This is a genomic window from Oceanobacillus sp. J11TS1 (assembly GCF_018333215.1).
Taxonomy (GTDB): domain Bacteria; phylum Bacillota; class Bacilli; order Bacillales; family Amphibacillaceae; genus Oceanobacillus.
Window position 1 is genome coordinate 79,567 of record NZ_BORO01000009.1, and the last position, 22,751, is coordinate 102,317.

The following is a 22,751-nucleotide window of genomic DNA, read 5'->3' on the forward strand; positions in this document are numbered from 1 at the left end:
TTTTTCACCCTTATTTTTCTAATCTTTTATTTGGATCTTCAATCACCGCAAAAACGCAGGTATCCCTTAATTCTCCATTTTCTTCTACATCATCATTTCTTAAGATTCCTTCCAGCTTAAATCCAGCTCTTTCGGCAACAGCTTTACTTTTTATATTTTTTGTATCACACCTAATTTCTACACGATTGGCTTTTAGTTCTTGAAATGCAAAAGTCGTCAGTCCCTCCACCAATTCAGTGACATAGCCTTTCCCGCTAAATTTTGTATCAATCCAGTAGCCAATTTCAAACTTCCGCACATTCCAATTAATACGGTGCAATCCACTTGAAATAATAAATTCCCCTGTCTCCTTATCAAAGGCATGGAACCGCAAATCTTCCCGTGCTAAAAAGTTTAGATACGCCTTTTTCGTTGTCTTTTGTGCGCCAAGTTCTGTCTGTTCTTGTCGAGCAAATGGCAGCCACGGCCTTAACTCCTTGATAGATGCCTGTATCGCCTCATAAATGGGCTTCCAATCTTCTGGCTTCGGCGCACGAATAAGTAATCGCTCTGTTTCAAATTGATTTGGAAATATTAATAATATCGGTTCCATTGCAAAGCACTCCCTTCCCTCGCTGGCAAGCTTATTTTTCACCCAGTTTTACATAAAACTCGCTTGTATTCCCTTTTTCATATAGATTGGTTGTCGAAGTGGAATACGCTAAGATGGTTGCTTGAAAAGACAAAGACGCATCTGGAATATCCACCTGAAAATCATTTTTATAGAGCAGTGCGGTTACATCATGATACGTTTCACTGGTGACATCAAATGAAAAGGCAACTTGTTTCTTATCATCTGCTTCAAGAATTTCAACCTTTTTCCCTTCAAATACGTGCCCATTAATCCTTATTTTCATAGCCTTTACCTCCTTATCCTGCACGCAGGCTGCTACATTTCTACAAGAATAACATCCCGCCAGCTTTCTTCCCTTTGCCCAATATTTTTCGTTAAATAATGATAATATCTTACATGCTTTTCATACGAAATACTAGTAAATCAAACAACTTCCTTAATTATTTATCTCTGTTAAGCTACAATATATAGAAAGCCAAGAATACTTAGGAGGAAAAAAATGAAAATCTTTGTAGATGCAGATGCCTGCCCTGTCAAAAACATTATTATAGATGAAGCAGGTAAGAAGGATATTCCTGTAGTTCTGGTAACCAGTATCTCACATTTTTCTTTAAAGGAGTATCCAGATTGGGTAGAAACCGTTTATGTGGACACAGGTGCAGATGCGGCTGATTATCGGATTATGCAGCTCGCAAAAAAAGAAGACATGGTCATTACTCAAGATTATGGACTGGCTTCTCTTGCGCTTGCAAAAGGCTGTTACGTGCTACATCATAAAGGATTTGCCTATACCAATGATAATATTGACCAACTGTTACAATCCCGCTACTTAAGCGCTATGGAACGACGGAGCGGAAAGCATACCAAAGGGCCAAAAGCGTTAACAGAAGAAGACCGGCAAAAATTTCTCCAGCTTTTCCGAAATTATTTGCAAGAAATCGTTTAAAAAAGCACTCTGTTTGTTTTCTTCATGCCCATTTATCAGGTAGAAAACGTTAGAGTGCTTTTTCGGTTTAGCTATTCTTCTTCTGTGAAGGCAGCAAAATTCGTTGAGAATAAATGGTTTACAGGATCTTCCGGGGCTACGATTTTTTTCGCATGGTTGACAGCGATTGGTCCTTCATTAAACGCCCCTGCAATTAATCCAAGCTTATTCGGATAATGCGCAATATCGCCAATCGCAAAAACACCTTCTACGGACGTCTGCATGCTGGAATCAACCGCAATCATTCCGTCTATCATTTCCAGACCCCATGAGGTAATTGGTTCTAAATTAATTTGAAAACCATGATTCACAACGACTCGGTCAATATAAAGCTCTTTATCACCAGCTGCATTATCTAGATGTTTAAGCGTAACTTTCTTAATTTGTCCGTCTGTTCCATGCAATTCTTTAATTTCATATGGCGTCATGACGTTTACACGAGCGTTTTTCAGCTTTGTCACACTGCTTTCCAACCCTTTAAACTGATCTCTTCGATGGATGAGCGTCACACTTTTTGCAATGTTTTCAAGTTCCAATGCCCAGTCAACAGCACTATTGCCACCGCCAGAAATCAGAACATGCTTATCATAGTAATCCGCCAATTTTCTTACGGTGTAATGCAAACTTTTCTCTTCATAATATACCGCTTCTGGATGATCCAGCTTCACAGAATGCAACGTTCCAAAACCAGTTGCCAGCATGATTGTTTTCGAATAATGCGTATTTCCATTGCTGCTGACAAGCTGAAAATTTCCATCCTCCATTCTTTGCATATCAACGACCTGTTCTCCTAAAACAACTGCGGGGTCAAATGTCATCGCCTGCTTCACCAATTGTTCGGTTACTTCCTCCCCGGTAGCGTGCGCGATACCGCCAATATCACGGATAACTTTCTCCGGATAGAAGTAAGGCACTTTCCCGCCAAGATAGGGAAGATATTCAATAATCTTTGTTTTCATTTCGCGCATACCACTATAAAAGGCAGCAAATAAACCAGCCGGACCGCCGCCAATTATCGTAACGTCATAGATTTCTTCGTTCATTATTACCTAAGTCCCTTCTTCATGTTATTTCGTCTTCATCAGCAGATAAACAAAATAAGGTGTGCTGACAATCGATACAACAATTCCTACAGGTATCGTGGTAGGTGCTAAAATATTACTCCCAATCATATCCGCAATCATTAGGACAAAAGCTCCTAATAATGCGGAAATCGGGATGACATAATGATGAAGCGGTCCAACTAACTTACGGACAATATGCGGAATAACAAGTCCTAAAAAGGCAATGGCTCCGCCAGCTGCAACAGATGCACCTGCTAAAGCTACAGCGATGAATAGTAAAACGCCCCGCTCCCTTTCCACATGCGTCCCAAGTCCGGAAGCAACATCATCTCCTAAATGGAAAACATTTAAATTGCTCGCTTTTTTTATGGCCACAGGAATGAGAATCAGCATCCAAGGCAATAAAGCAAAGACAAAATTCCAGTTTGCACTCCAAATTTCACCAGTTAGCCAAATGGTTACTTGACGATAATTTTGCGGATCCATACGCAGCTGCAAAATCGTCAAAAGTGCTCCAAATGCAGCATTTACGCCAATCCCCACTAGAACAAGCCGAATTGGTGAAACGCCTTTTTTCCAAGCGATAGCATAAATCAGAAGTGCCGCAGTAAACGCTCCAACCAAAGCAACAAAAGGAAGCATATAAGTACTTAAGGCACTTGTGGACGGAATGGCACCTTGAAAGAAATAGAGAAATAACACAATCGCAAAGCCTGCCCCAGAATTAATTCCTAAAATCCCAGGATCAGCAAGTCCATTTTGCGTAATTCCTTGCATCATTGTTCCCGAAACCGCTAAACCTGCTCCGATTAACAAGGCCAAAATAATCCCTGGCATCCGAAAATGAAATAATACAAGCTCCTGCCTATCTGTCCCCTGCCCCATAAAGGTTTGAATCACTTCTATTGGCGAAATCGAAATCGCACCTAAATGTAAACTGATAAAAGAAAAAATAATTATCCCAACAATTAATGCACTAATTATCATCCAAAATCGGCGCCGTTTTTGTTTTTCTAATGGAATCATTTTTTGTCACCCCCACTGCCTCTGGCCAAATAGAGGAAGAATGGAACACCAATGATAGATGTAATGGCTCCTACCGGTGTTTCGAACGGGGCATTTATTATACGTGCGACCACGTCCGCATTGACAAGTAATAGCGCACCAAACACTGCCGAGGTTGGAATAATCCAGCGGTAATCCGTTCCAATAATAAATCGGGTAATATGTGGGATAATTAAACCGACAAATCCGACGGAACCTGCAACGGAAACCGCAACACCCGTTAATAGGAGTACAACAATAATTCCTAAAATCTTAATCAAGGTATTATTCTGTCCCAGCCCAGTAGATAAATCATCTCCTAAGCTAAGAACTGTAATAGACTTCGAAATAGACAGCGCCAGAATCATGCCTATTGCTCCTGCAAAGAAAAGAACGGTTACCGCGTTCCAGCCTACACCGTCTAATCCGCCAGCAAGCCAAAAGCCGATATCTTTCTCTAACTGAAAATGCAGCGATAAAATAGAGGAAACCGAACGTAATAATGTTCCAATCGCAACACCTGCCAGCGCCAGTTTCACCGGTGTTAAGCCATTGCCAGAAAAAGATCCTACTAAAAACACCAGGGTTACTGCTATACCCGCTCCAATAAAGGAAGCTACCATAAAACCAATGTTAGAAACAGCTGGATAAAATGCAAGGATAATCACAAGCATAAATGCAGCTCCATCTGTTACACCCATTATCGAGGGCGATGCAAGCGGGTTACGCGTCATTCCTTGCATCACTGCTCCAGACACAGCTAAAAACGCACCCACCAATACAGCAGCTAAAGCTCGAGGAATACGCAGCTCCCAAATAACCTGATGCGCCTGCTCTCCTTCACTGAAACTGAAAATAGCCTGCCAAACCGTATGTAAATCAATCGTTGTTGCACCATAAGAGATAGATACGCCAAGCGAAAAAATAACAAGACAAATACCTATCAAAATAATCAATGCTTTCATTAATTGAGAAGAACGTGAAAATAACTTCATTATATTTATATGCTCCTATATTAACTTCATAAAATATCGCCCTGCTATAATATCACTTTTGATGTAAAAAAGCAGTTGTCTTCTTATTTTAAACCATGTATCGAATTTGATTGAAAAAACATACTAATCATAGCTGTTTCTAAACATTATTAAACCTAAAACTGCCCTTAAATAGCACATTGACTTTCTAATTGAAAGTGATTATCATTATCGTTAGACGTTCATTATAACATAAAAGGAGAAAAAGAAATGAACAAACTATTCCAAAAGAAATATTTATTGATGCTCTTACTTACTACCCTATTACTTCTTGCTTCCTGCAGCAATAATAACGAGACGGATCCTTCCACATCCAACGATACAAATGATGAAGCATCAGACATTACGGTTGATTCAGGCATGGGAGAGGTCACTATTCCTGCAAACCCAGAAAAAATTCTTGCTCCCTATAATGAAGACACATTACTTGCGCTAGGCGAAAAACCTGTTGCGAAATGGGCAATCGGTGACAGTATTCAAGACTATTTAGAAGAAGACTTGGCAGATGTAGAAACGATTGAATGGACATTACCGTTAGAGCAAGTTCTTAACATCGAGCCAGATCTTATTATTTTGGACCATGTCTTGGATAATTACGAAGGCTCTTATGAAGACTACGCAGCTATTGCACCAACATACGTATTATCTGAGGAAGAAGCAAATGATTGGAAAGTTCGGTTACAAAAATTTGGTGAACTGCTCGGAAAACAAGAGGAAGCTGAGAAGGCTTTGGCAGACTACGATAAGAAAGTAGCTCAAGCAAAAGAAGAACTTGATGCGTCCTTAGGCGATGAAACAGTTGCAATGATGTGGGTTGTTGGAGGAAAGTATTTCTTATTTGAAGAAAATCGCCACACTGCAGACATGATTTACAATGAATTAGATGTAGAAGTTCCTGAACTGGTCAAGGGGCTTGGAGAAGGCGAAGCTGCTTGGAATCCAATTTCTTTAGAAAAACTTTCAGAAATAGATGCTGATCATCTCATTATTTTAGGCGATGAAGATGATGAAGGTATCGAAGCATTAAAAAACAGCAGTGTTTGGAATAACACCAAAGTTGTTCAAAACGATCAGGTATACTACTTGGAAGACGAAAGCAATTGGACAAACAGTGGCCTCGTCGCTTCCGAACAAACCATTGATATGTTTGTTGATCTGTTTAAATAATAATCCCAAATTACGGGCTCGGATGAATAAAAAAGTTCATCCGAGTTTTTTATGCTTTCTCCTCTTGGAAACAAAATTGTCACCTAATTGAAAACTACTATCATTGACTAGTAGACTTGGAAGCAATAAAATGAAAGTAGTACCTAAAACCCTTTTTAGGTCAGGGAGGCATTTCAATGAACTCACTAACCGCAAATAACTTGACACTTGGGTTCGGAGACCGAATTATTATAGATGAATTAGATATTTCTATCCCTAAGGGAGAAATCACTGTTTTTATCGGCCCAAACGGCTGTGGAAAATCAACTTTATTACGTTCTTTGGCACGTTTATTAAAGCCAAAGCAAGGATCCGTTATACTAAACGGGCAAAATATTGCTAAAATGCGCACAAGAGAAGTTGCACAAAATCTCGCTATTTTGCCGCAAGCACCAACCAGTCCAGAAGGATTAACAGTATATGAACTTGTGAAGCAAGGCAGACATCCGTATCGTAAAGTCATGAAGCAATGGTCCAAGGAAGATGAAGAAGCCGTGCAAAAGGCACTAAAGGATACCAATATGACAGATTTGATGGATCAATCTGTTGATTCCTTGTCAGGTGGACAGCGTCAACGTGCATGGATTGCTTTAACATTGGCACAAGATACTGATATTATCTTATTAGATGAGCCGACCACGTATCTTGATTTAACGCACCAAATTGATGTCCTTGACCTTCTATTTGAATTAAACGAAAAAGATGGACGCACGATTGTCATGGTGCTACACGATTTAAACTTGGCAAGCCGCTATGCACATCATATTATTGCGATTAAAGATAAAAAAGTATATGCACAAGGAAAGCCAGAAGATACTATTTCAGCTGAACTTGTATCAGCCGTGTTCCGCATGCGTTGTAATATCGCATGTGACCCAATCTTTGGTACGCCGATGTGCATCCCGCATGGACGCGGAAATTGTTTAATCAAAGATGCTGTGCAGGAAAATTCTATACTACAGACAACACCAAAAGCTTTATAATATATACCCCGATAATGATTTCATATTCTTTTATCGCAGTGTAACTGGCTAGGACTGGGACTGTGATTACTCGTCCCATCGAAATGCTTTTGCGATTACTCGTCCCATTGAAGGGCTTTTATAAGACTCCCACTTCAAGAAATGAGTAAAAAATTATATTTCTAAGTGGAAAATCTAACAGCCAGTAACGGCCCGATTCGTTCAACTAACCTTCAGTGGAGGATGAAAAAAAACCCCCACTGAAGGAAGTTTCACTTTATCAGAATTGGAGTTTGTCCGGGTATTTCTTTTAGTGACAAATACTTCTTTTTCGGCTATACTATAACCAGCGATAATCGAAAGGGTGAACAAAGAGAACATGAAGTACTAATCCTGTTTTTTCTAAAGAATGAATTCAATATGAGCATGATAACAGCGGCATAGCTGTGTTATTTTTCATGCTTTCATTGAACGATTTTAGAACAGGATTAGCCTTTATGCTTTGCAATACCCGGATGAAATGGGCGATATGTGCTCTTTTCCGTTTTTGGCGACCCCTGTTCTGAATGCAGAATAGGGGTCTTTTGTTATGAAGATAACCTCCCCTATTTGTATGCTGACTCTTACTAGATACGGAGATGATCTTATGAAGATTTTAGAAGCGCATCATATCAAACACAGTATCAAAGATCGGGAATTATTCTCTATAGAGCACTTAGCTGTACATTCCAAAGACCGAATTGGTTTAGTTGGAAAAAACGGCTCAGGAAAAACAACCTTGCTGAACCTTCTTGCCGGTAATATTCGACCCGAGCAAGGTACAGTTCAAATGTATACTTTGGTGGAGTTATTGCCACAATTAAAAGAGAAAAGTGATCAAAAAAGTGGCGGTGAGGTGACACAGGCCTATATCGTCGAAGCCCTAAAAAAGCAAACTGGCCTTCTTCTTGCTGATGAACCGACAACAAACCTGGACACAGCTCATATTGAATGGCTAGAAAAACAGCTATCGCATTGGCAAGGAGCGTTTATTATTGTCTCCCATGACCGCAACTTTTTAGATAAATTGTGTAAAGAAATTTGGGAAATTGATAAGGGAACAATTACAATTTATTCCGGCAACTATTCAGCTTACCGCCAGCAGAAGGAAAAGGAAATAGAAAAACAGCGCCTGGCCTATGAGCACTACCAGCAAAAGAAACAACAGCTTGAACGAGCAATAGAGAAAAAAGAGCAAAAAGCACAGCGGGCCACCAAAACGCCTAAAAGTAAAATAGGTTCTACGGAACAATCGTTAAAAGGAACAAAACCTTACTTTGCGAAAAAGCAAAAAAAGCTGCAAAAAACATCCAAAGCTTTGGAAACAAGATTAGAAAATCTTGAAAAAGTGGAAAAGGTTACAGAGGCAGTTCCAATAAAAATGACACTCCCTCATCAAGAAAGGTTACAAAAGAAGATTATATTGCGAATAGAGGATGTGGAAGGTACTGTTCCAGGAAAACGATTATGGAAAAGAGCCAGTTTAAATATCAAAGGCGGCGATAAAGTCGGCATTATCGGTCCGAACGGGGCAGGAAAAACAACTTTCCTTAAAAAAATAATGCAGGGAGAAGATGGTATCACCTTAAATCCATCGGTCAAAATCGGGTATTTCCGACAAGATTTATCCACGTTAAATACGGCGAAATCTATTTTAGAAAATGTTAAAGAAACTTCAAAACAAGATGAAACCTTAATTCGAACGGTTTTAGCAAGATTACACTTTTATCGTGATGATGTATTTAAGCCTGTTCTTGTGCTTAGTGGCGGAGAAAGGGTAAAAGTTGCCTTCGCAAAGCTTTTTGTCAGTGATATCAATATGCTTATCCTTGACGAGCCAACCAACTATCTGGATATCGAAGCGGTAGAAGCATTGGAAAGTTTGCTTCTAGCCTATGAAGGTACGGTCTTATTTGTATCACATGACCGTCAGTTTACCCGAAATATCGCAACTAAGATTATCGAAATAAACAATCAGGAGCTTGTTTGTTTTGAAGGAAACCTGAAACAGCTGCACGAAGAACCAACCGAAAAAAAGGCAGAAGAAAACGCCATTGAACAGCAATTGATGATTATTGAGACAAAGATTACGGAGGTATTAAGCAAGCTTAGCCTTGAACCTTCCGATGAACTGGACCAAGAATTTCAAAAGCTGCTCCAGCAGAAACAGGCGCTTCAAAGTAAGAAAAAGAAATGATAAAATAAACTTTATTCAGCAGGGGGCACTCTTCCCTGCTGCCATTTATCACCATTGCAGAAAGGAAACTAAACATGCAGCAAGCGAATGTATTAACCGGAAAGGCAGCTATCGAACTAAACCATGTCAGCTATTCAGATGAAGGTTTAGACATTATTAAAGACGTATCCGGTTCTCTCCCAGAAGGAAAAATCACCACTTTCGTCGGGCCTTCAGGGGCTGGAAAAACGACTATTTTCCGCTTATTGAACGGACTTATCTCGCCAACAAAGGGCGATATACAGCTTTTTGGAGAAAATATTCAAACAATCGAACCGACGACGTTGCGGCGCACGGTAGGTATTGCGCTTCAGGACGCTACCATGCTGCGCGGCTCTGTTTATAAAAATCTTGCTATGCCCAAAACCTTGCAAAACCAGGAATTAAAAAAGGAAGAAGCGGAACACCTATTAACACAGGTAGGACTGGATGCTTCTTTTCTTCATCGGGACGTAACGGATTTATCAGGCGGCCAGCGACAAAAAGTATCGATTGCACGAACCCTCGTCAATCACCCAAAAGTATTGCTGCTTGATGAGATTACTTCTTCTCTCGACCGAGTATCTACATCGGATATTGAACATTTAATTCAGCATATTAATAAAGAATTTGCAGTAACCATCGCCTGGATAACCCATAATTTAGATCAAGCATTGCTCATTGGCGATTATACATGGGTGATGATGAACGGGGAACTTATCGAATCCGGAAGTACGGATGTATTAAAAAACCCAGTGAATCCGCGAATACAGGAATTCGTGAAGGGGGAATGGCAATGAGTTTTCTTTCACTAAGCTTATCGCTTATCTTTGTGCTTATTCCTCTCGCTCTTTCTAAAACATTGAACCTTGGATTAGAAAAAGATACATTTGTTGCAACCATCCGTTCCATCATTCAGCTGCTAGCTGTTGGCTATATTTTAACGTTTGTATTTGAATCAGGCAGTTACCTTTTTATCATACTGATGGTAGCTCTGATGATTGGGGCAGCAACACATAATGCCCAGAAAAAAGGCGTATCCATCAGAGGGATTATATGGAAGTTGGTTCTTACATTTTTATTTATCGAAGTGCTGACGCAGGCCATTTTATTAGGCTTTCAAATTACGCCACCGACCGCACAGTATATTATCCCAATCAGCGGAATGGTTGTCGGTAACTCTATGGTACTTTCCATTCTTTTTCTCAACCGATTCACATCGGAGATCCAGAGTCGGCAAAAAGAAACGGAGCTCCTGCTTTCTTTAGGCGGAACACCAAAACAAGCTATTCACCTTCCGCTTATACAATCTATCAAAGCAAGCTTGATTCCGACCATTGAAAGTCAAAAAACAATCGGTCTTGTCCAATTGCCAGGAATGATGAGCGGACAAATTATTGCTGGAGCAGATCCGATTCAGGCGGTACAATTTCAGCTGTTAATTCTATTTCTCTTACTTACAACAGCTGCCGTAACCAGTATTATGCTTGGATTTTTATCTTATCCGACACTTTTCAATGAACGGATGCAAATGCTTAAAATAAAGACGGGTGAATAAGAGGAATAACGTTAGAATGCATCTTTAGAATAAAATCGCCTGCTTTTAGCTACAGCAGGCGATTCTTTATTGCACACACGACGAAACAGGTTCTATTTTCGTACCTCATTGACAAATTAAAAAAAATTAACTATTATTTAATTAAATATACTTGAATTACAAATATTTTTCATTTCACGAGAGAGGAGAAAAATAATGGCTGATAATTCCTCATTAAAGGCATTTGTCATTACAATGAAGGCTTCCAAGGCTTTAGAAGAAGTAACAAAAAAAGATATAAAGAAACACGGCATGCGTGCATCGGACTTCGCCATTTTAGAAGCACTCTATCATAAAGGGAGACAAACCATTCGGGAAATTTCTGAATCTGTATTGATTAGTACCGGCTCGATAACCTACGTGATTGACAAACTAGAAAAGAAAGAGCTCTTAATCCGAACACATTGTTCTGAAGACAGAAGAGTTGTCTATTTAGAAATTACAGATAGCGGAAAACAAATCATGGATGATATTTTTCCAAAGCATCAGCAGGTTATTGAAGAGCTATTTAACGACATTCCTGAAAACGATAAGAAAACTGTTATAGAGGTACTCAAAAAAGTTGGCCATCGGGCTAGTGAACAAGATTGAACACTACGGTTTCCTTTTAAATGAGATTCAAAAGGGAAATGTAATTTGAATACGTAAGCAGAAGAGGATGATTTTTGATGCAGTATATTTATGAAGAAAAAGGGAATCCCAATGGGCCTACGCTGCTTCTTTTACATGGAACAGGCGGTACTGAAAATGATTTATTGCCTTTAGCAAATATCATTGATCCAAATGCCAATGTCTTAAGCGTCCGTGGAAATGTCTTAGAAAATGGCATGCCGCGTTTTTTCCGTCGCCTGGAAGAAGGCGTTTTTGATGAAGAAGATTTGATAAAACGTACACAAGAATTACATGAATTTTTAAATGAAGCGAGTCAGCGAAACGGTTTTGACCGAAAACAAATTACTGCTATCGGCTATTCTAACGGCGCTAATATTGCCGGCAGTCTTTTATTCCATTATGAGAATTCTTTACAAAAAGCAATCCTTCACCATCCAATGATTCCTAGAAGAGGAATAAAGCTTCCAAATTTAACTGGTACAGATGTGTTTATTGCAGCTGGAGAGAATGATCCGATATGTTCTCCAGAAGAAGCCGAAGAATTAACACAGTTACTGAAAAATGCCGGAGCCCATGTTGATATCCATTGGGAAAGCAATGGGCATCAGCTTTCAATGCGTGAGATTAAAGCAGCTTCCGTGTGGTATGCAGCGTCAAAAGCCTAGATCCTGACGCGAATCTAGCGACTGGAGCTTAGACTTAGCTATTGAAAACGAATTAATTTAGTTTATGGAACTGGACTGGGAGTAGGATTACTCGTCCCGTCGAAGAGAATCTAAAAAACTTTTCTTTATCCTAACTAAAGGATGGAGATACCCTTTTGCTGGGTTCTCCATCCTTTTTAATTCCTTATAATAATATAAACGGTGTAGATGATATACATAACAAAAAGGACTGCTCCTTCTTTACGTCCAATTCGGAAGCTTGTCCGAGAAAAAATAAGCAATAGAATGGTTAACACAATCATAATCCATATATCTGTAAAAATGACTGGATTAATAGATAGCGGAGAAATTAATGAAGTGGCACCCAAAACAAATAGAACATTAAAAATACAGCTGCCGACAACATTCCCTATCGCTATTTCACTTTCTTTTTTACGTGCTGCAGATATGGATGTCACCAATTCCGGCAGTGATGTACCTATTGCCACGACTGTTAAACCTATTAATGCCTCACTCATCCCAAGTGCTAATGCAATATCTGTTGCACTGGATACGACAAATTGTCCTCCTACAATAATTGCAGCTAAACCGAGCAAGGTAATAAATGTGCTTTTTCCCCATTTCACATTTGGGTCTGTAATAGCTTTTGTTTCTTTTCTGCTTTTTAAGCCAACCTCAATGATGTAATACATAAAAATCGACAAAAAGAGGAAAAGAATAAACCCGTCACTTCTGCTAAGGATATTCGCTGCAGAACCTTGAAAAGCCATATCGGCAGTGAGTGCTAACAATGCCAGCGCTGCCAATAGAGCAAATGGAATCTGCTTCACAATCATTTCATTTTTAACCTGAAGCGGAAAAATAATTGCCGCGATACCAACCACCATGGTAATGTTAAAAATATTACTTCCTACAACATTCCCTACCGCTACGTCTGCTGTACCTTGAATCGCAGCGATTATACTAACCGTAGCTTCTGGTGCGCTTGTTCCTAATGCGACAATCGTTAAACCTATTAAAATCGGCGGAACCCGCAACAGTTGAGCTATATTTGCAGAACCATCAACAAACCAGTCCGCTCCTTTTACCAATAAAATAAACCCAATAATTAACAAAACATATTCCATAAAGTAATCACCATCTTTTTAGATTAGATTGTTTTTATTCTACTGTTATCAGACAAGTTCGTCCAATATTTTATGCAACTTTCTTAAAATAAAAGGAAAAACAGAAAGGATACTCGTTCTAAGCATTCCCATTAAAAGGAAGATATTATATTTGCTTTGGAGTCGACACGAAAATCAATGGTTAAAGCTATCCTACAAATATACATAACAACACACAAATCATACACAAAATCTATTGTTTTCCTATGTAAATACTGATATGATAGTCGTTGTGTCGCGTGGTTCGGAACCATCCCACGATAAAAAACTAGGAGGAAAACAGAATATGAATCTAAAGACACTTGTAATTAACGGGATTATTGCGGCGTTATATGTTGCCGTATCCTTGCTCGTCGCGCCAGTCTCCTTTGGAGCGATTCAATTTCGGATATCAGAGGTGTTTAATCATTTAGTCATCTTTGATAAGCGTTACTTTTTCGGAATTACCATTGGGGTATTTGCAACAAATTTATTTTCCATGGCAGGCGGCCTGGATCTTCTATTTGGGACAGCACACACTGCTATTTCACTAGGAATTATTATTTTCTTAAAGAAATATATTAAAAATAAACTGACGCTATTATTCCTGAATACACTCATTTTTAGCTTTAATATGTTTATCATTTCCTTTATGCTGAACATCGCATTAGAATTGCCATTCCTGTTCACTTGGCTTACAACTGGAATAAGTGAATTGATTATATTATTAATCGGTATACCAATTATATATGCTTTGCAGAAGCGTCTGCGTTTTGATAAGCTCATATAAATAGAGAAAAGACGGTAGGACAATCTATCGTCTTTTTTATAATTAAAATAGGACACCGGCTTTCTTAGCTACATAAGTACAAGGAAGGTATTAGCCTACAAACGTAATAGATGAACTATCTAAAACGGGCCAACAATGCAACTGTTATCATTACAAAAAAGGAATGATTATCATGATTATCCGAGAGCAGAAGGAGCATTTTATCTTTATATCACAGCGAGATCATGCCTATATTTCTGGAGAATTTCTAAAACAACTGGATCCTATTTATCTTGAACATTCTCTTGACAAAAATTCTGTTATTTATGCTGCTTATCAGCATGACTCTGGCTGGGAGGCATTTGACCGGCAGCCTTTTTGGAATGACCAAGCGAATCAGCCTTATTCCTTTATTGATTTCCCAACTCTTCCAAAAACCGTTTTATATACACATGGAATTAGGCAAGTTCAGGAAAAAGACCGCTATGCAGCATTACTCTGCAGCGAACATTACAAACGCTTTCTCGTAAAATCCTCCCTACCTGAGGCAAAAGCATTCGTTCAGCAAGAAGCAAAGCGGCAGGAACGGGTCATCAGCACAATGGAACACTTTGACAAAGATAAGTTCAAAGCAGATTATACGCTTTTACAGTTTTCCGATAGTCTATCTCTGTTTATATGTATGAATCAGCCTGGTGCTGCTAAGAAGGATCTTCATCCTTTTTTTAAAGAAGGCTTATCCGTAGTAAACACGAAGGGGTCCCACTTCCCATCTTCCTATTCGATTAGCTGGGGAGATATGCAGACAATTACAATGAACCCTTTTCCATTTTCAACAGACTTTCCAGTAACTTTGAAATACAAACACATTAAGAAAGCGACGATTAAAAAGCAAGGATTAATAAATGCTTATGAGGACGCTCCTGTCCTTTCACAAATAATATGGGTAAAGCCTATGGAAAATTAAAATCGGCTGATTTGAATCTATTTTTCGCACTTTCTAATAAAAAATCAGACCGAGAAATATCCCAGTCTGATTTTTTTAATCCCCCCATACATATGGTGTTTCTTGATAAACATAGTAGTTCAGCCAATTGGAGAATAACAAGCTGGAATGACTTTTCCAGCGATGTTTTGGTTGTTTAGTTGGATCATTATTTGGATAATAATTTTCCGGTAATGCTGTATCTATTCCACGTGCATGATCTCTTTCATATTCTTCTTTTAATGTATTTGCCATATACTCTAAATGCCCTGTCGCCATAATATGCTTTCCATCCTTTGATGCAAGTAAAAATACGCCTGCATCCTCTGATGTAGCAATTAATTGCAAGTCAGGGTGATTTTTAATTTCTTCTAAAGAAACCTCTGTATACCGGGAGTGCGGAGCCAAAAATATTTCATCAAATCCTCTGACTAAGCGTTCTTTTGGCTTGAGAACCTCATGTTCAAAAATACCAAAACATTTCTTTGGAAGCGCATGTTTATCAATTCCATAATGATGATATAATGCCGCCTGTGCTCCCCAACAAATATGTAGCGTTGATGTAACATGATCATTCGTCCAATCCATGATCTCTTGTAATTCCTCCCAGTAATCGACATCCGTAAAAGATAGATGCTCTACTGGAGATCCCGTAATAATCATGCCATCAAATGTCTTATCCCGGACCTCTTCAAAAGTCTTGTAAAATGTGTCTAAATGGTTTTGATTTGTTGTCTTCGACTCATGTGAAGCCATGCGTAAAAAAGAAATTCGCACTTGTAATGGGGTGTTTCCTAGATATCTTAATAGCTGTGTTTCTGTTTTTTGTTTTTCCGGCATTAAATTAAGAATCAGAATACTCAACGGACGTATTTCCTGCGCGTCCGCTCGTTGTTCATCCATTACAAAGATATTTTCCTGTTCTAGTATTTCTTTAGCAGGCAACTCTCTTGGAATTTTAATTGGCATCGATTGGCCTCCCCCTTCGTTTTAAGTTTACTTTATTTCATTGAAATACTATTTAAAGTACATTCTTTCCAAATTGTTAGTCTATCCTTATTGTAAACGCTCGCTAAAAAAGTTCAACCCTTCTTTCTCTATTTTCAATAAATTAGACGTAGTTGTTTACTCCTGGATGATTAATATGTACATTGACTAGGCTTTGACAACAGAACAGCTTGCTTTATAGGTTTCGTTCTCTCCCCCGATAATAATCCTTCAAAATAACGATTAATTTCATTTAGATTGGCAAAGCTAATAAGAAGAAATCCATAAAGATAAAGGAAATGAGGTTGAAGCAAATGTCTAAAAATGAAAAATCCACCAATCAAACCAATATCGAAAATGATAAAACCTTAACCACCCGCCAAGGCCATCCAGTAACAAATAACCAAAATATCCGTACCGTCGGCGATCGTGGTCCGGCAACACTAGAGAATTATGATTTCATTGAAAAAATAAGTCACTTTGACCGAGAAAAAATCCCTGAGCGCATTGTGCATGCACGTGGTGCTGGTGCACATGGTTATTTTGAAACATATGGAACAGTTGGCGATGAACCAGTCTCCAAGTATACAAGGGCAAAAGTTTTTCAGGATAAAGGGAAACAAACACCCGTATTTGTTCGCTTTTCAACCGTTGTTCATGGGAATCACTCTCCGGAAACGGTACGTGACCCGCGCGGTTTCGCAGTTAAATTTTACACCGAGGATGGAAACTGGGATCTTGTTGGGAACAATTTAAAAATTTTCTTTATTCGTGATGCAATGAAGTTCCCTGATATGATTCACGCCTTTCGCCCAGACCCGGTAACAAATATTCAAGATTCTGAGCGTTTCTTTGATTTTTGTGCTAATTCTCCAGAATCCTTTCATATGGTGACATTTATTTATTCACCATGGGGAATTCCGGCAAACTATCGAATGATGCAGGGTTCTGGTGTAAACACCTATAAATGGGTAAATCAAGATGGTGAAGCTGTTCTGGTTAAATACCATTGGGAGCCAAAACAAGGAATTAAAAATTTAACCATGAAAGAAGCTGCTGAGATCCAAGCAGAGAATTTCAATCACGCAACACAGGATCTATACGATGCGATTGAACGAGGCGACTATCCAGAATGGGAGCTGTTTGTGCAAATTATGTCAGATGACGATCATCCGGAACTTGACTTTGACCCATTAGATGATACGAAACTATGGCCGGAAGATAAATTCCCTTGGTTGCCGGTAGGAAAAATGGTGCTAAACAAAAATCCAGAGAATTATTTTACGGAGGTAGAACAAGCTGCATTCGGAACAGGCGTGTTAGTTGATGGACTTGACTTCTCCGATGATAAAATGCTGCAAGGACGTACTTTTTCTTACTCAGATACGCAGCGCTACCGTGTAGGAGGAAATTACTTACAGGTTCCAATCAATGAGGCTAAAAAACGAGTCGCTACCAATCATGAAGGCGGGCAATTACGTCACAAAAATGATAAAGCACCTGGCCAGAACCCACATGTTAATTACGAACCATCTATACTGGGCGGGCTAGAAGAAGCGAAACAGACCGGCAAGGAATATACACCGCATGTAAAGGGGAATCTTGTCCGCGAATCAATCGACCGCAATGATAATACAAAACAGGCTGGTGAAACCTACCGTCAGTTTGAAGACTGGGAGAAGGATGAATTAATAAATAACCTAATTGGCGACTTGTCCGTTTGTGATAAACGAATTCAGGATAAAATGATTGCTCTGGCAGAAGAAGCAGACGAAGAATATGGACGTCGCTTAAGAGAAGGCTTAGAACAGGCTGATAAACAGGGCACCAGTAAAAATCCATTAGGTGCAACAAATGCGGAACAAGCTCCAAAGAAGGCTGTAGATAAAGGGCATGATGCAGATCCTTATTAATAAAAGCATTGGGTCTCAAATAGGGTCTCGGAAATTATATTTCTGGGACCCTTTTTGTTTTACTTATCGCTATTCAAGAAAGGGTTGACGATTTTTTTATATTCCTCGTATTGCTCTTCCCATGATTCCTTTGGAAAATCCATTTTCCGTCCCTCTAAAACCTCATGAAACATATCTAAGCAAATATGCCACCCTGCTAAATCTTTTGGGATATGATTATTGAGAGCCGGGATATATTCCTTTAATACAAGAATACACTCATCTTCTGCAGGCTCCAATTCAAATCGGACAGAGCCTTCTCCCCATTCAAATTGCAAATAGGACGTTTCCTTATAATCTAAAATAGAAATATCAAAAGCTTTTCCTGTACCATCATTCATGTTAAATTTCATTCTTCCATTTTTACGCAGGTCTGCCACTTCTAAATTTGGCATCCACTGTTGCAATTTATCATTTTTCGTCAGGGTATTCCATACTTTTTCTAGAGTGTTTCCCCATCGTCGATTAAAGGTTGCTGTATATCCATTTTCTGTTTTTTCTAAAGTCGCTAACATTTTATTTATTCCTCCTTTACTGCAGATTGTTCCAGCTTGTCTATCTTATTTTATGCTGGTATTACCTATTGCATCCTTCATAGCTAAATTACTAATCAATTCAAATAGCAGGCGCTTAAAAAAATAGAAAAAAGAATCTCAAATAAGTAAATCGAGAGTCTATAGTTTTATACTATCGAACGAGTTCGGCTCTATTTTGAGCGGATTCAGCCTCTTTGGAGCGGGTTTGACTCTTTTCGAGCGAATCCACCTTCCTTTGGAGCGGGTTTGACTCTTTTCGAGCGGATCCACCTTCCTTTGGAGCGGGTTCGACTCTTTTCGAGCGAGTTCACCTTCCTTTGAAGCGAGTTTTGCGCTTTTCGAGCGAATTCGGCTCTTTTCTATTCATTTGTCGTTCATCGACTTTCCCATAATCTCCAGTACTTGACGCAGCTCTTGAATTGGAATCTGTCCTGGCGCAGAGGCTTTTTCTCCCGCTCCAAAGGTTAAAACAGAGCCAAAAACGTGGCCGGATAATCGAGTGATAACTCCGAGAGGGCCCATCGCCATTGTGATGATTGGCTTGTCAGTATCCTTTTTTATTTCATTCGTGGCTGTGAGCAGCTCCAAGACATCCTCTACCCTATTTGGCATTACAGCTATTTTTAATACATCTCCCCCAAGTTCATCTGCCAATTGTAATCGACGGATAATTTCGGACTTAGGTGGTGTTTTTTGGAAATCATGATTAGAAATAATAACGTAAGTATGCTGTTGATGCGCCAAAGAAATCAGATTTTTAACTGTTTCCTCTCCCTGATACAGCTCTACGTCCACAAAATCCACCAAACCTGTCTGAATGACAAATTCATTTAATGCGATATATTCATCTTTGGACAGCTCCTTTTCTCCACCTTCCAGATGACTTCGGAATGTGAAAATAAGGGGAGTATCTTTTAAAGTCGCCACTAAATCTGTCAGGACTTCTTCGACAGCAGCATGATTTTCCACTTCTTCAAATAAATCCGCTCGCCATTCAACAACATCTGCCCGTTCCTTACGGTAACGATGTGCCTCTTCAACAATCGATTCTTTTGTTGAAGAAGTCAATGGAATACAAACACGCGGCTTTCCATTTCCCAACGTTAGATTTTTCACTGTCAATGTTTTTGTCATAACCAATTTCTCCTCACTTCTTTGCTAAAGTATATCATTTTTATTATTTATAATGTTTTTATGCCTAACTCTTTGGTTTGTATAGAAATTAAAAACAATCCACGTTATCGAAACTAGTATCATAACCATACTCGATAGATAAAAAACGGCGGACAGCCCATATAAATCTATAATAATAAACGAAACTAAAGGACCAATAGCAGCTCCCAAATCAACAGCTACTGTGTACAGCGTCATCATCTTGATAGGGTTACTTCTAGCAGCGGCATCTCCAGCTAAGGTATCTGTTATGGTTACCAAGCTGGTAGAGACCAATTGAAAAAACATAATCGTTATTAATAGCAAAAGAAAAGATTCCGCACGGCCGATAATTAGAAAAGTAACACCGCCAAGTAATAACGGGACAAGAATCCAACTGTTTTTATTTCTGCTTTTGTCGACAAAGCTGCCAATCATCGGGGCAAATAAAGGATCCCATGCCCACCGAATTGCTTGAATCATTCCAGCTAATGTCGCTGCGCCAATAACGATACCAAACAATGACCAATGAGCATCATAAGATTGTTCAATCAGCGGACTGAGAGTGGAAGCAAAAATGCCCATGGTGATAAACCCCATTGTTCCGCCAGTAATAATAACAAGGATGATATATGGATGAAGTAAGGAACGTTTATCCTTCTCAGGGAAGTGACTTCTTGCAGTTGATTCATCTTCCGCTTTTTTACTATTTTTAGGTACCAGTTTAAAAATAAAAGGAAAAACTACAACAGCTGCGAATGAAAACAGTGTTGTCACTAACGGTATGGATAACTGATCCACTAAAAAGCCACCTGCCAGCATTCCAACTAATCCGCCTAATCCCCACAATCCATTATACAGTCCCATATAGTGTCCTCTATTCACTTCTGTAGACAGTGCTACAACCGTGAGCATTCCTCCCAATTTGATAAGTGACCAGGAAATCCCCCATAGCACTCTTGCAAGCAGTAACAGCCAAAAACTAGGAAGCAGTCCATAGGATAGAGTACTTAAGCTTGCACAAATTACAGAAATCAGAACTCCTGTCCGAATGTCAAATTTACTATAAAACAATCCTACAAGCGGCGTAATCGGTAAACGTACAAAACGATTAATCGATAATAGCACGCCAACCTGCCAAATAGCGGTTAATCCAAAATCTTGCCAATATAGTGGTAAAACTATAAAAAGCATGGCATCTCCCAAAATGGCTACTGCCGTTATCAGCGCAATTCCAATAACCTTTCTTTTATCACTCATAGAATGTACACTCTACACCCAAATGATAGACAACCCCGCTCACAACTGACCACTCCTGTCTAACTCTATAGAATCAAGCATACGTTTGACTTTATTTTCTATTCTTTTTACTTCATCACCAATATATCATAAATTCAAAATATTAATAATAAAATTCCCCTCTCCAAAATCCATTAACTCAGAATAAGTATACATTTTCCTTTTTCAACGCTGCTCATTCCTTTCTTATCAAGACAGATATTTATATTATTATTGACAATTAACCGTCACACTGATACGGTTATACACATAAGTATATAACCATAATACATTATTATTTCTTAAAGGAGAATGTCTATGGCATATTCGATTGAAGCAAGCAATTTAACAGTTTATTATAAGAAGTTCAAAGCATTAGATCGTGTAAACTTAACACTGTCACCCGGTAGAGTTCACGGTATATTAGGACGAAATGGCGCTGGAAAAACGACCTTATTAACGCACCTTGCTTCCTTTCAAAAGGTAAAGCAAGGCAGTATTTTGATTGACGGAGAAGACCCTTTTGAGAACGAGCGAATTATGCGTGGAACCACATTTATTTATGACAAAGATAATTCCTACGATTATGAAAAAATCGATGATGTCTTAAAAGAATTAATTTATTTCCGTCCAAATTTTGATGAGGATTATGCAAGAGCATTAGCAAAAAAATTTAAAATTCCGATGGATAAAAAAGCTGATCAATTATCAAAGGGGCAATATTCCGCTTTACAAGTCACTATTGGTTTGGCAAGCAGATCACCGCTTACAATCTTTGATGAAGCATATCTTGGTATGGACGCACCAACAAGAGAATTATTTTATAAAGAAATCTTGCGGGAACAAGAAAGACATCCACGTACGATTTTATTCTCTACACATCTTGTCTCAGAAATGGAGTATCTATTTGATGAAGTGCTTATCATCGACAAGGGAAGGGTATTGCTCCAGGATACAAGCGATCAGCTTCTCGAAGAAGGCTTCTCAATTACTGGACCGAAAGAAGATGTAGATGCATTTGCAAGGGAACTGAAAATCATCCACGAAGAATCATTAGGCGGAACAAAATCCGTCATGGTTTTTGGAGCCTTAACGGAACAGGAACAGCAGGAAGCGGCAAAATTGGGGTTAGAAATTGGAACATTATCTTTAAATAATCTATTTATTCATTTGACAAAGGAGGAAGATGAAGTATGAAACAACCCAAATTAAGTTGGATATTCTTTTTAGAACAGTTAAAGTGGACTGCGTGGTTTTTCGTTATTTTAGCTATTATATTTACAACACTTATTATAGTAAATATAACCTTCACATCTGTTGAAATGCATGATGTCCTAACCAATAACAATGCCTCAAACGTGTATATGTTGATTATAGGGCTGCTCTATTCCTATGGATTTCTAGACTACTTTTTCAAAAATGGAGTTACACGAAAAAGATTCTTTCAAGCAGCATTATTTTCTTCTGTTTTGCTGTCCATCGTATTGGGAATCGCGATGACTATGATGTTCATTGGATTTGAATTCTTCTTGCCTATGTCCGAAAATGCTGCCCCATGGCCAAATCTGATAACCGATGGCGGTTTCTTATCTATTCTTCAAAGCTTGGCTGATTATTCCATCTTCCACTATTTCTATTTGTTAATCGGATGGTTTATTGGGCTCGGGTTTTACCGATTCCGCTGGAAGATTGGATTGTTATTTATTTTTGTTGGGATTCTATTGGTCGCCATCATGGAAGTTTTAAAAGGAGAAATTTGGAGTATTCCTTCTGTTGAATTATTTTCATCTAGCCTGCAATTTTTCGCAACGGCTTCTTACCTTATTTTCTTTGGCATGATAGCTATTTTAATTTGGTGCAATTATCGTTTAACGAAAAATGTAACAATTCGTTTGTAAAATGAAAGTTTAC

Annotated in this window: 23 protein-coding genes and 1 riboswitch; of the genes, 13 read left to right on the forward strand and 10 right to left on the reverse strand. The window is 38.8% G+C overall.

Annotated elements, in window-relative coordinates; genetic code table 11:
• Window positions 1-10: 10 nt before the first annotated feature.
• Both KI343_RS09390 and KI343_RS09395 read right to left on the reverse strand, forming a co-directional pair.
• A complete protein-coding gene (locus tag KI343_RS09390) occupies window positions 11-592 on the reverse strand; it encodes a GNAT family N-acetyltransferase (RefSeq protein ID WP_212926156.1) in 582 nt (193 codons plus the stop codon).
• 31 nt (window positions 593-623) lie between these two features.
• Window positions 624-896 carry a DUF3219 family protein gene (locus KI343_RS09395; protein WP_212926157.1) on the reverse strand — a complete coding sequence of 91 codons (273 nt, stop codon included), beginning with the start codon at window positions 894-896 and terminating at the stop codon, window positions 624-626.
• A 216-nt stretch (window positions 897-1,112) separates the two neighbouring features.
• Between KI343_RS09395 and KI343_RS09400 the strand changes: the two genes are divergently transcribed.
• Window positions 1,113-1,559, forward strand: a complete 447-nt coding sequence (locus tag KI343_RS09400) for a YaiI/YqxD family protein (RefSeq protein ID WP_212926158.1) — start codon at window positions 1,113-1,115, stop codon at window positions 1,557-1,559.
• A 71-nt stretch (window positions 1,560-1,630) separates the two neighbouring features.
• Here KI343_RS09400 and KI343_RS09405 read toward each other — a convergent pair whose 3' ends face one another.
• Genes KI343_RS09405 through KI343_RS09415 form a run of 3 tightly spaced genes read right to left on the reverse strand, consistent with a single transcriptional unit; the run spans window position 1,631 to window position 4,701 of the window.
• A complete protein-coding gene (locus KI343_RS09405) occupies window positions 1,631-2,641 on the reverse strand; it encodes an NAD(P)/FAD-dependent oxidoreductase (RefSeq protein ID WP_212926159.1) in 1,011 nt (336 codons plus the stop codon).
• A 24-nt stretch (window positions 2,642-2,665) separates the two neighbouring features.
• Window positions 2,666-3,688, reverse strand: a complete 1,023-nt coding sequence (locus KI343_RS09410; RefSeq protein WP_212926160.1) for a FecCD family ABC transporter permease — start codon at window positions 3,686-3,688, stop codon at window positions 2,666-2,668.
• Window positions 3,685-4,701, reverse strand: a complete 1,017-nt coding sequence (locus KI343_RS09415; RefSeq protein ID WP_212926161.1) for a FecCD family ABC transporter permease — start codon at window positions 4,699-4,701, stop codon at window positions 3,685-3,687. Before KI343_RS09415 ends, KI343_RS09410 begins: the two co-directional genes overlap by 4 nt.
• A gap of 249 nt (window positions 4,702-4,950) precedes the next feature.
• Here KI343_RS09415 and KI343_RS09420 point away from each other — a divergent pair, with 249 nt between their 5' ends.
• The 7 genes from KI343_RS09420 (at window position 4,951) to KI343_RS09450 (ending at window position 12,036) form a co-directional block, all read left to right on the forward strand.
• Complete coding sequence (locus tag KI343_RS09420; RefSeq protein ID WP_212926162.1) at window positions 4,951-5,907, forward strand: iron-hydroxamate ABC transporter substrate-binding protein; 957 nt, start codon at window positions 4,951-4,953, stop codon at window positions 5,905-5,907.
• Window positions 5,908-6,083: 176 nt separating this feature from the next.
• The gene (locus KI343_RS09425) at window positions 6,084-6,929 is read left to right on the forward strand and encodes an ABC transporter ATP-binding protein (protein ID WP_212926163.1); all 846 of its coding nucleotides are present in this window, start codon (window positions 6,084-6,086) and stop codon (window positions 6,927-6,929) included.
• 625 nt (window positions 6,930-7,554) lie between these two features.
• The gene (locus KI343_RS09430; RefSeq protein ID WP_212926164.1) at window positions 7,555-9,144 is read left to right on the forward strand and encodes a Vga family ABC-F type ribosomal protection protein; all 1,590 of its coding nucleotides are present in this window, start codon (window positions 7,555-7,557) and stop codon (window positions 9,142-9,144) included.
• A gap of 74 nt (window positions 9,145-9,218) precedes the next feature.
• Window positions 9,219-9,962, forward strand: a complete 744-nt coding sequence (locus tag KI343_RS09435) for an ABC transporter ATP-binding protein (RefSeq protein ID WP_212926165.1) — start codon at window positions 9,219-9,221, stop codon at window positions 9,960-9,962.
• The gene (locus KI343_RS09440) at window positions 9,959-10,720 is read left to right on the forward strand and encodes an ABC transporter permease (protein ID WP_212926166.1); all 762 of its coding nucleotides are present in this window, start codon (window positions 9,959-9,961) and stop codon (window positions 10,718-10,720) included. Before KI343_RS09435 ends, KI343_RS09440 begins: the two co-directional genes overlap by 4 nt.
• Window positions 10,721-10,915: 195 nt before the next feature.
• Window positions 10,916-11,350 (forward strand): MarR family winged helix-turn-helix transcriptional regulator, encoded by a 435-nt coding sequence (locus KI343_RS09445; protein ID WP_212926167.1) that lies wholly within the window; start codon window positions 10,916-10,918, stop codon window positions 11,348-11,350.
• Between the two features lie 77 nt (window positions 11,351-11,427).
• Entirely contained in the window at window positions 11,428-12,036 is a 609-nt protein-coding gene (locus tag KI343_RS09450) for an alpha/beta hydrolase (RefSeq protein ID WP_212926168.1), read from the forward strand.
• 176 nt (window positions 12,037-12,212) lie between these two features.
• On the opposite strand, the gene KI343_RS09455 is transcribed toward KI343_RS09450, so the two are convergent.
• Complete coding sequence (locus tag KI343_RS09455; protein ID WP_212926169.1) at window positions 12,213-13,163, reverse strand: calcium/sodium antiporter; 951 nt, start codon at window positions 13,161-13,163, stop codon at window positions 12,213-12,215.
• A 272-nt stretch (window positions 13,164-13,435) separates the two neighbouring features.
• Window positions 13,436-13,480: riboswitch (PreQ1 riboswitch) on the forward strand.
• A gap of 8 nt (window positions 13,481-13,488) precedes the next feature.
• On the opposite strand from KI343_RS09455, the gene KI343_RS09460 reads away from it, so the two are divergent.
• A complete protein-coding gene (locus KI343_RS09460) occupies window positions 13,489-13,971 on the forward strand; it encodes a QueT transporter family protein (protein ID WP_212926170.1) in 483 nt (160 codons plus the stop codon).
• A 172-nt stretch (window positions 13,972-14,143) separates the two neighbouring features.
• On the forward strand, window positions 14,144-14,917 hold the full coding sequence (locus KI343_RS09465; RefSeq protein ID WP_212926171.1) for a DUF3891 family protein: 774 nt from the start codon (window positions 14,144-14,146) through the stop codon (window positions 14,915-14,917).
• A 75-nt stretch (window positions 14,918-14,992) separates the two neighbouring features.
• Here KI343_RS09465 and metA read toward each other — a convergent pair whose 3' ends face one another.
• Window positions 14,993-15,904, reverse strand: a complete 912-nt coding sequence (gene metA / locus KI343_RS09470; protein ID WP_212926172.1) for a homoserine O-acetyltransferase MetA — start codon at window positions 15,902-15,904, stop codon at window positions 14,993-14,995.
• Between the two features lie 332 nt (window positions 15,905-16,236).
• Between metA and KI343_RS09475 the strand changes: the two genes are divergently transcribed.
• Window positions 16,237-17,835, forward strand: a complete 1,599-nt coding sequence (locus KI343_RS09475) for a catalase (RefSeq protein ID WP_212926173.1) — start codon at window positions 16,237-16,239, stop codon at window positions 17,833-17,835.
• A 59-nt stretch (window positions 17,836-17,894) separates the two neighbouring features.
• Here the strand turns inward: KI343_RS09475 and KI343_RS09480 are convergent, their stop codons facing one another.
• The 3 genes from KI343_RS09480 to KI343_RS09490 form a co-directional block, all read right to left on the reverse strand.
• Complete coding sequence (locus KI343_RS09480; protein ID WP_212926174.1) at window positions 17,895-18,389, reverse strand: SRPBCC family protein; 495 nt, start codon at window positions 18,387-18,389, stop codon at window positions 17,895-17,897.
• Window positions 18,390-18,773: 384 nt separating this feature from the next.
• Window positions 18,774-19,544: a type I 3-dehydroquinate dehydratase gene (gene aroD, locus KI343_RS09485; RefSeq protein ID WP_212926175.1), complete on the reverse strand. Its 771-nt coding sequence runs from the start codon at window positions 19,542-19,544 to the stop codon at window positions 18,774-18,776.
• Between the two features lie 24 nt (window positions 19,545-19,568).
• Window positions 19,569-20,822 carry an MFS transporter gene (locus KI343_RS09490; RefSeq protein WP_212926176.1) on the reverse strand — a complete coding sequence of 418 codons (1,254 nt, stop codon included), beginning with the start codon at window positions 20,820-20,822 and terminating at the stop codon, window positions 19,569-19,571.
• A 336-nt stretch (window positions 20,823-21,158) separates the two neighbouring features.
• Here KI343_RS09490 and KI343_RS09495 point away from each other — a divergent pair, with 336 nt between their 5' ends.
• Both KI343_RS09495 and KI343_RS09500 read left to right on the forward strand, forming a co-directional pair.
• The gene (locus KI343_RS09495; RefSeq protein ID WP_212926177.1) at window positions 21,159-22,037 is read left to right on the forward strand and encodes an ATP-binding cassette domain-containing protein; all 879 of its coding nucleotides are present in this window, start codon (window positions 21,159-21,161) and stop codon (window positions 22,035-22,037) included.
• Complete coding sequence (locus KI343_RS09500; protein WP_212926178.1) at window positions 22,034-22,738, forward strand: hypothetical protein; 705 nt, start codon at window positions 22,034-22,036, stop codon at window positions 22,736-22,738. The genes KI343_RS09495 and KI343_RS09500 overlap by 4 nt, the downstream gene beginning before the upstream one ends.
• The last annotated feature ends 13 nt before the right edge of the window (window positions 22,739-22,751 follow it).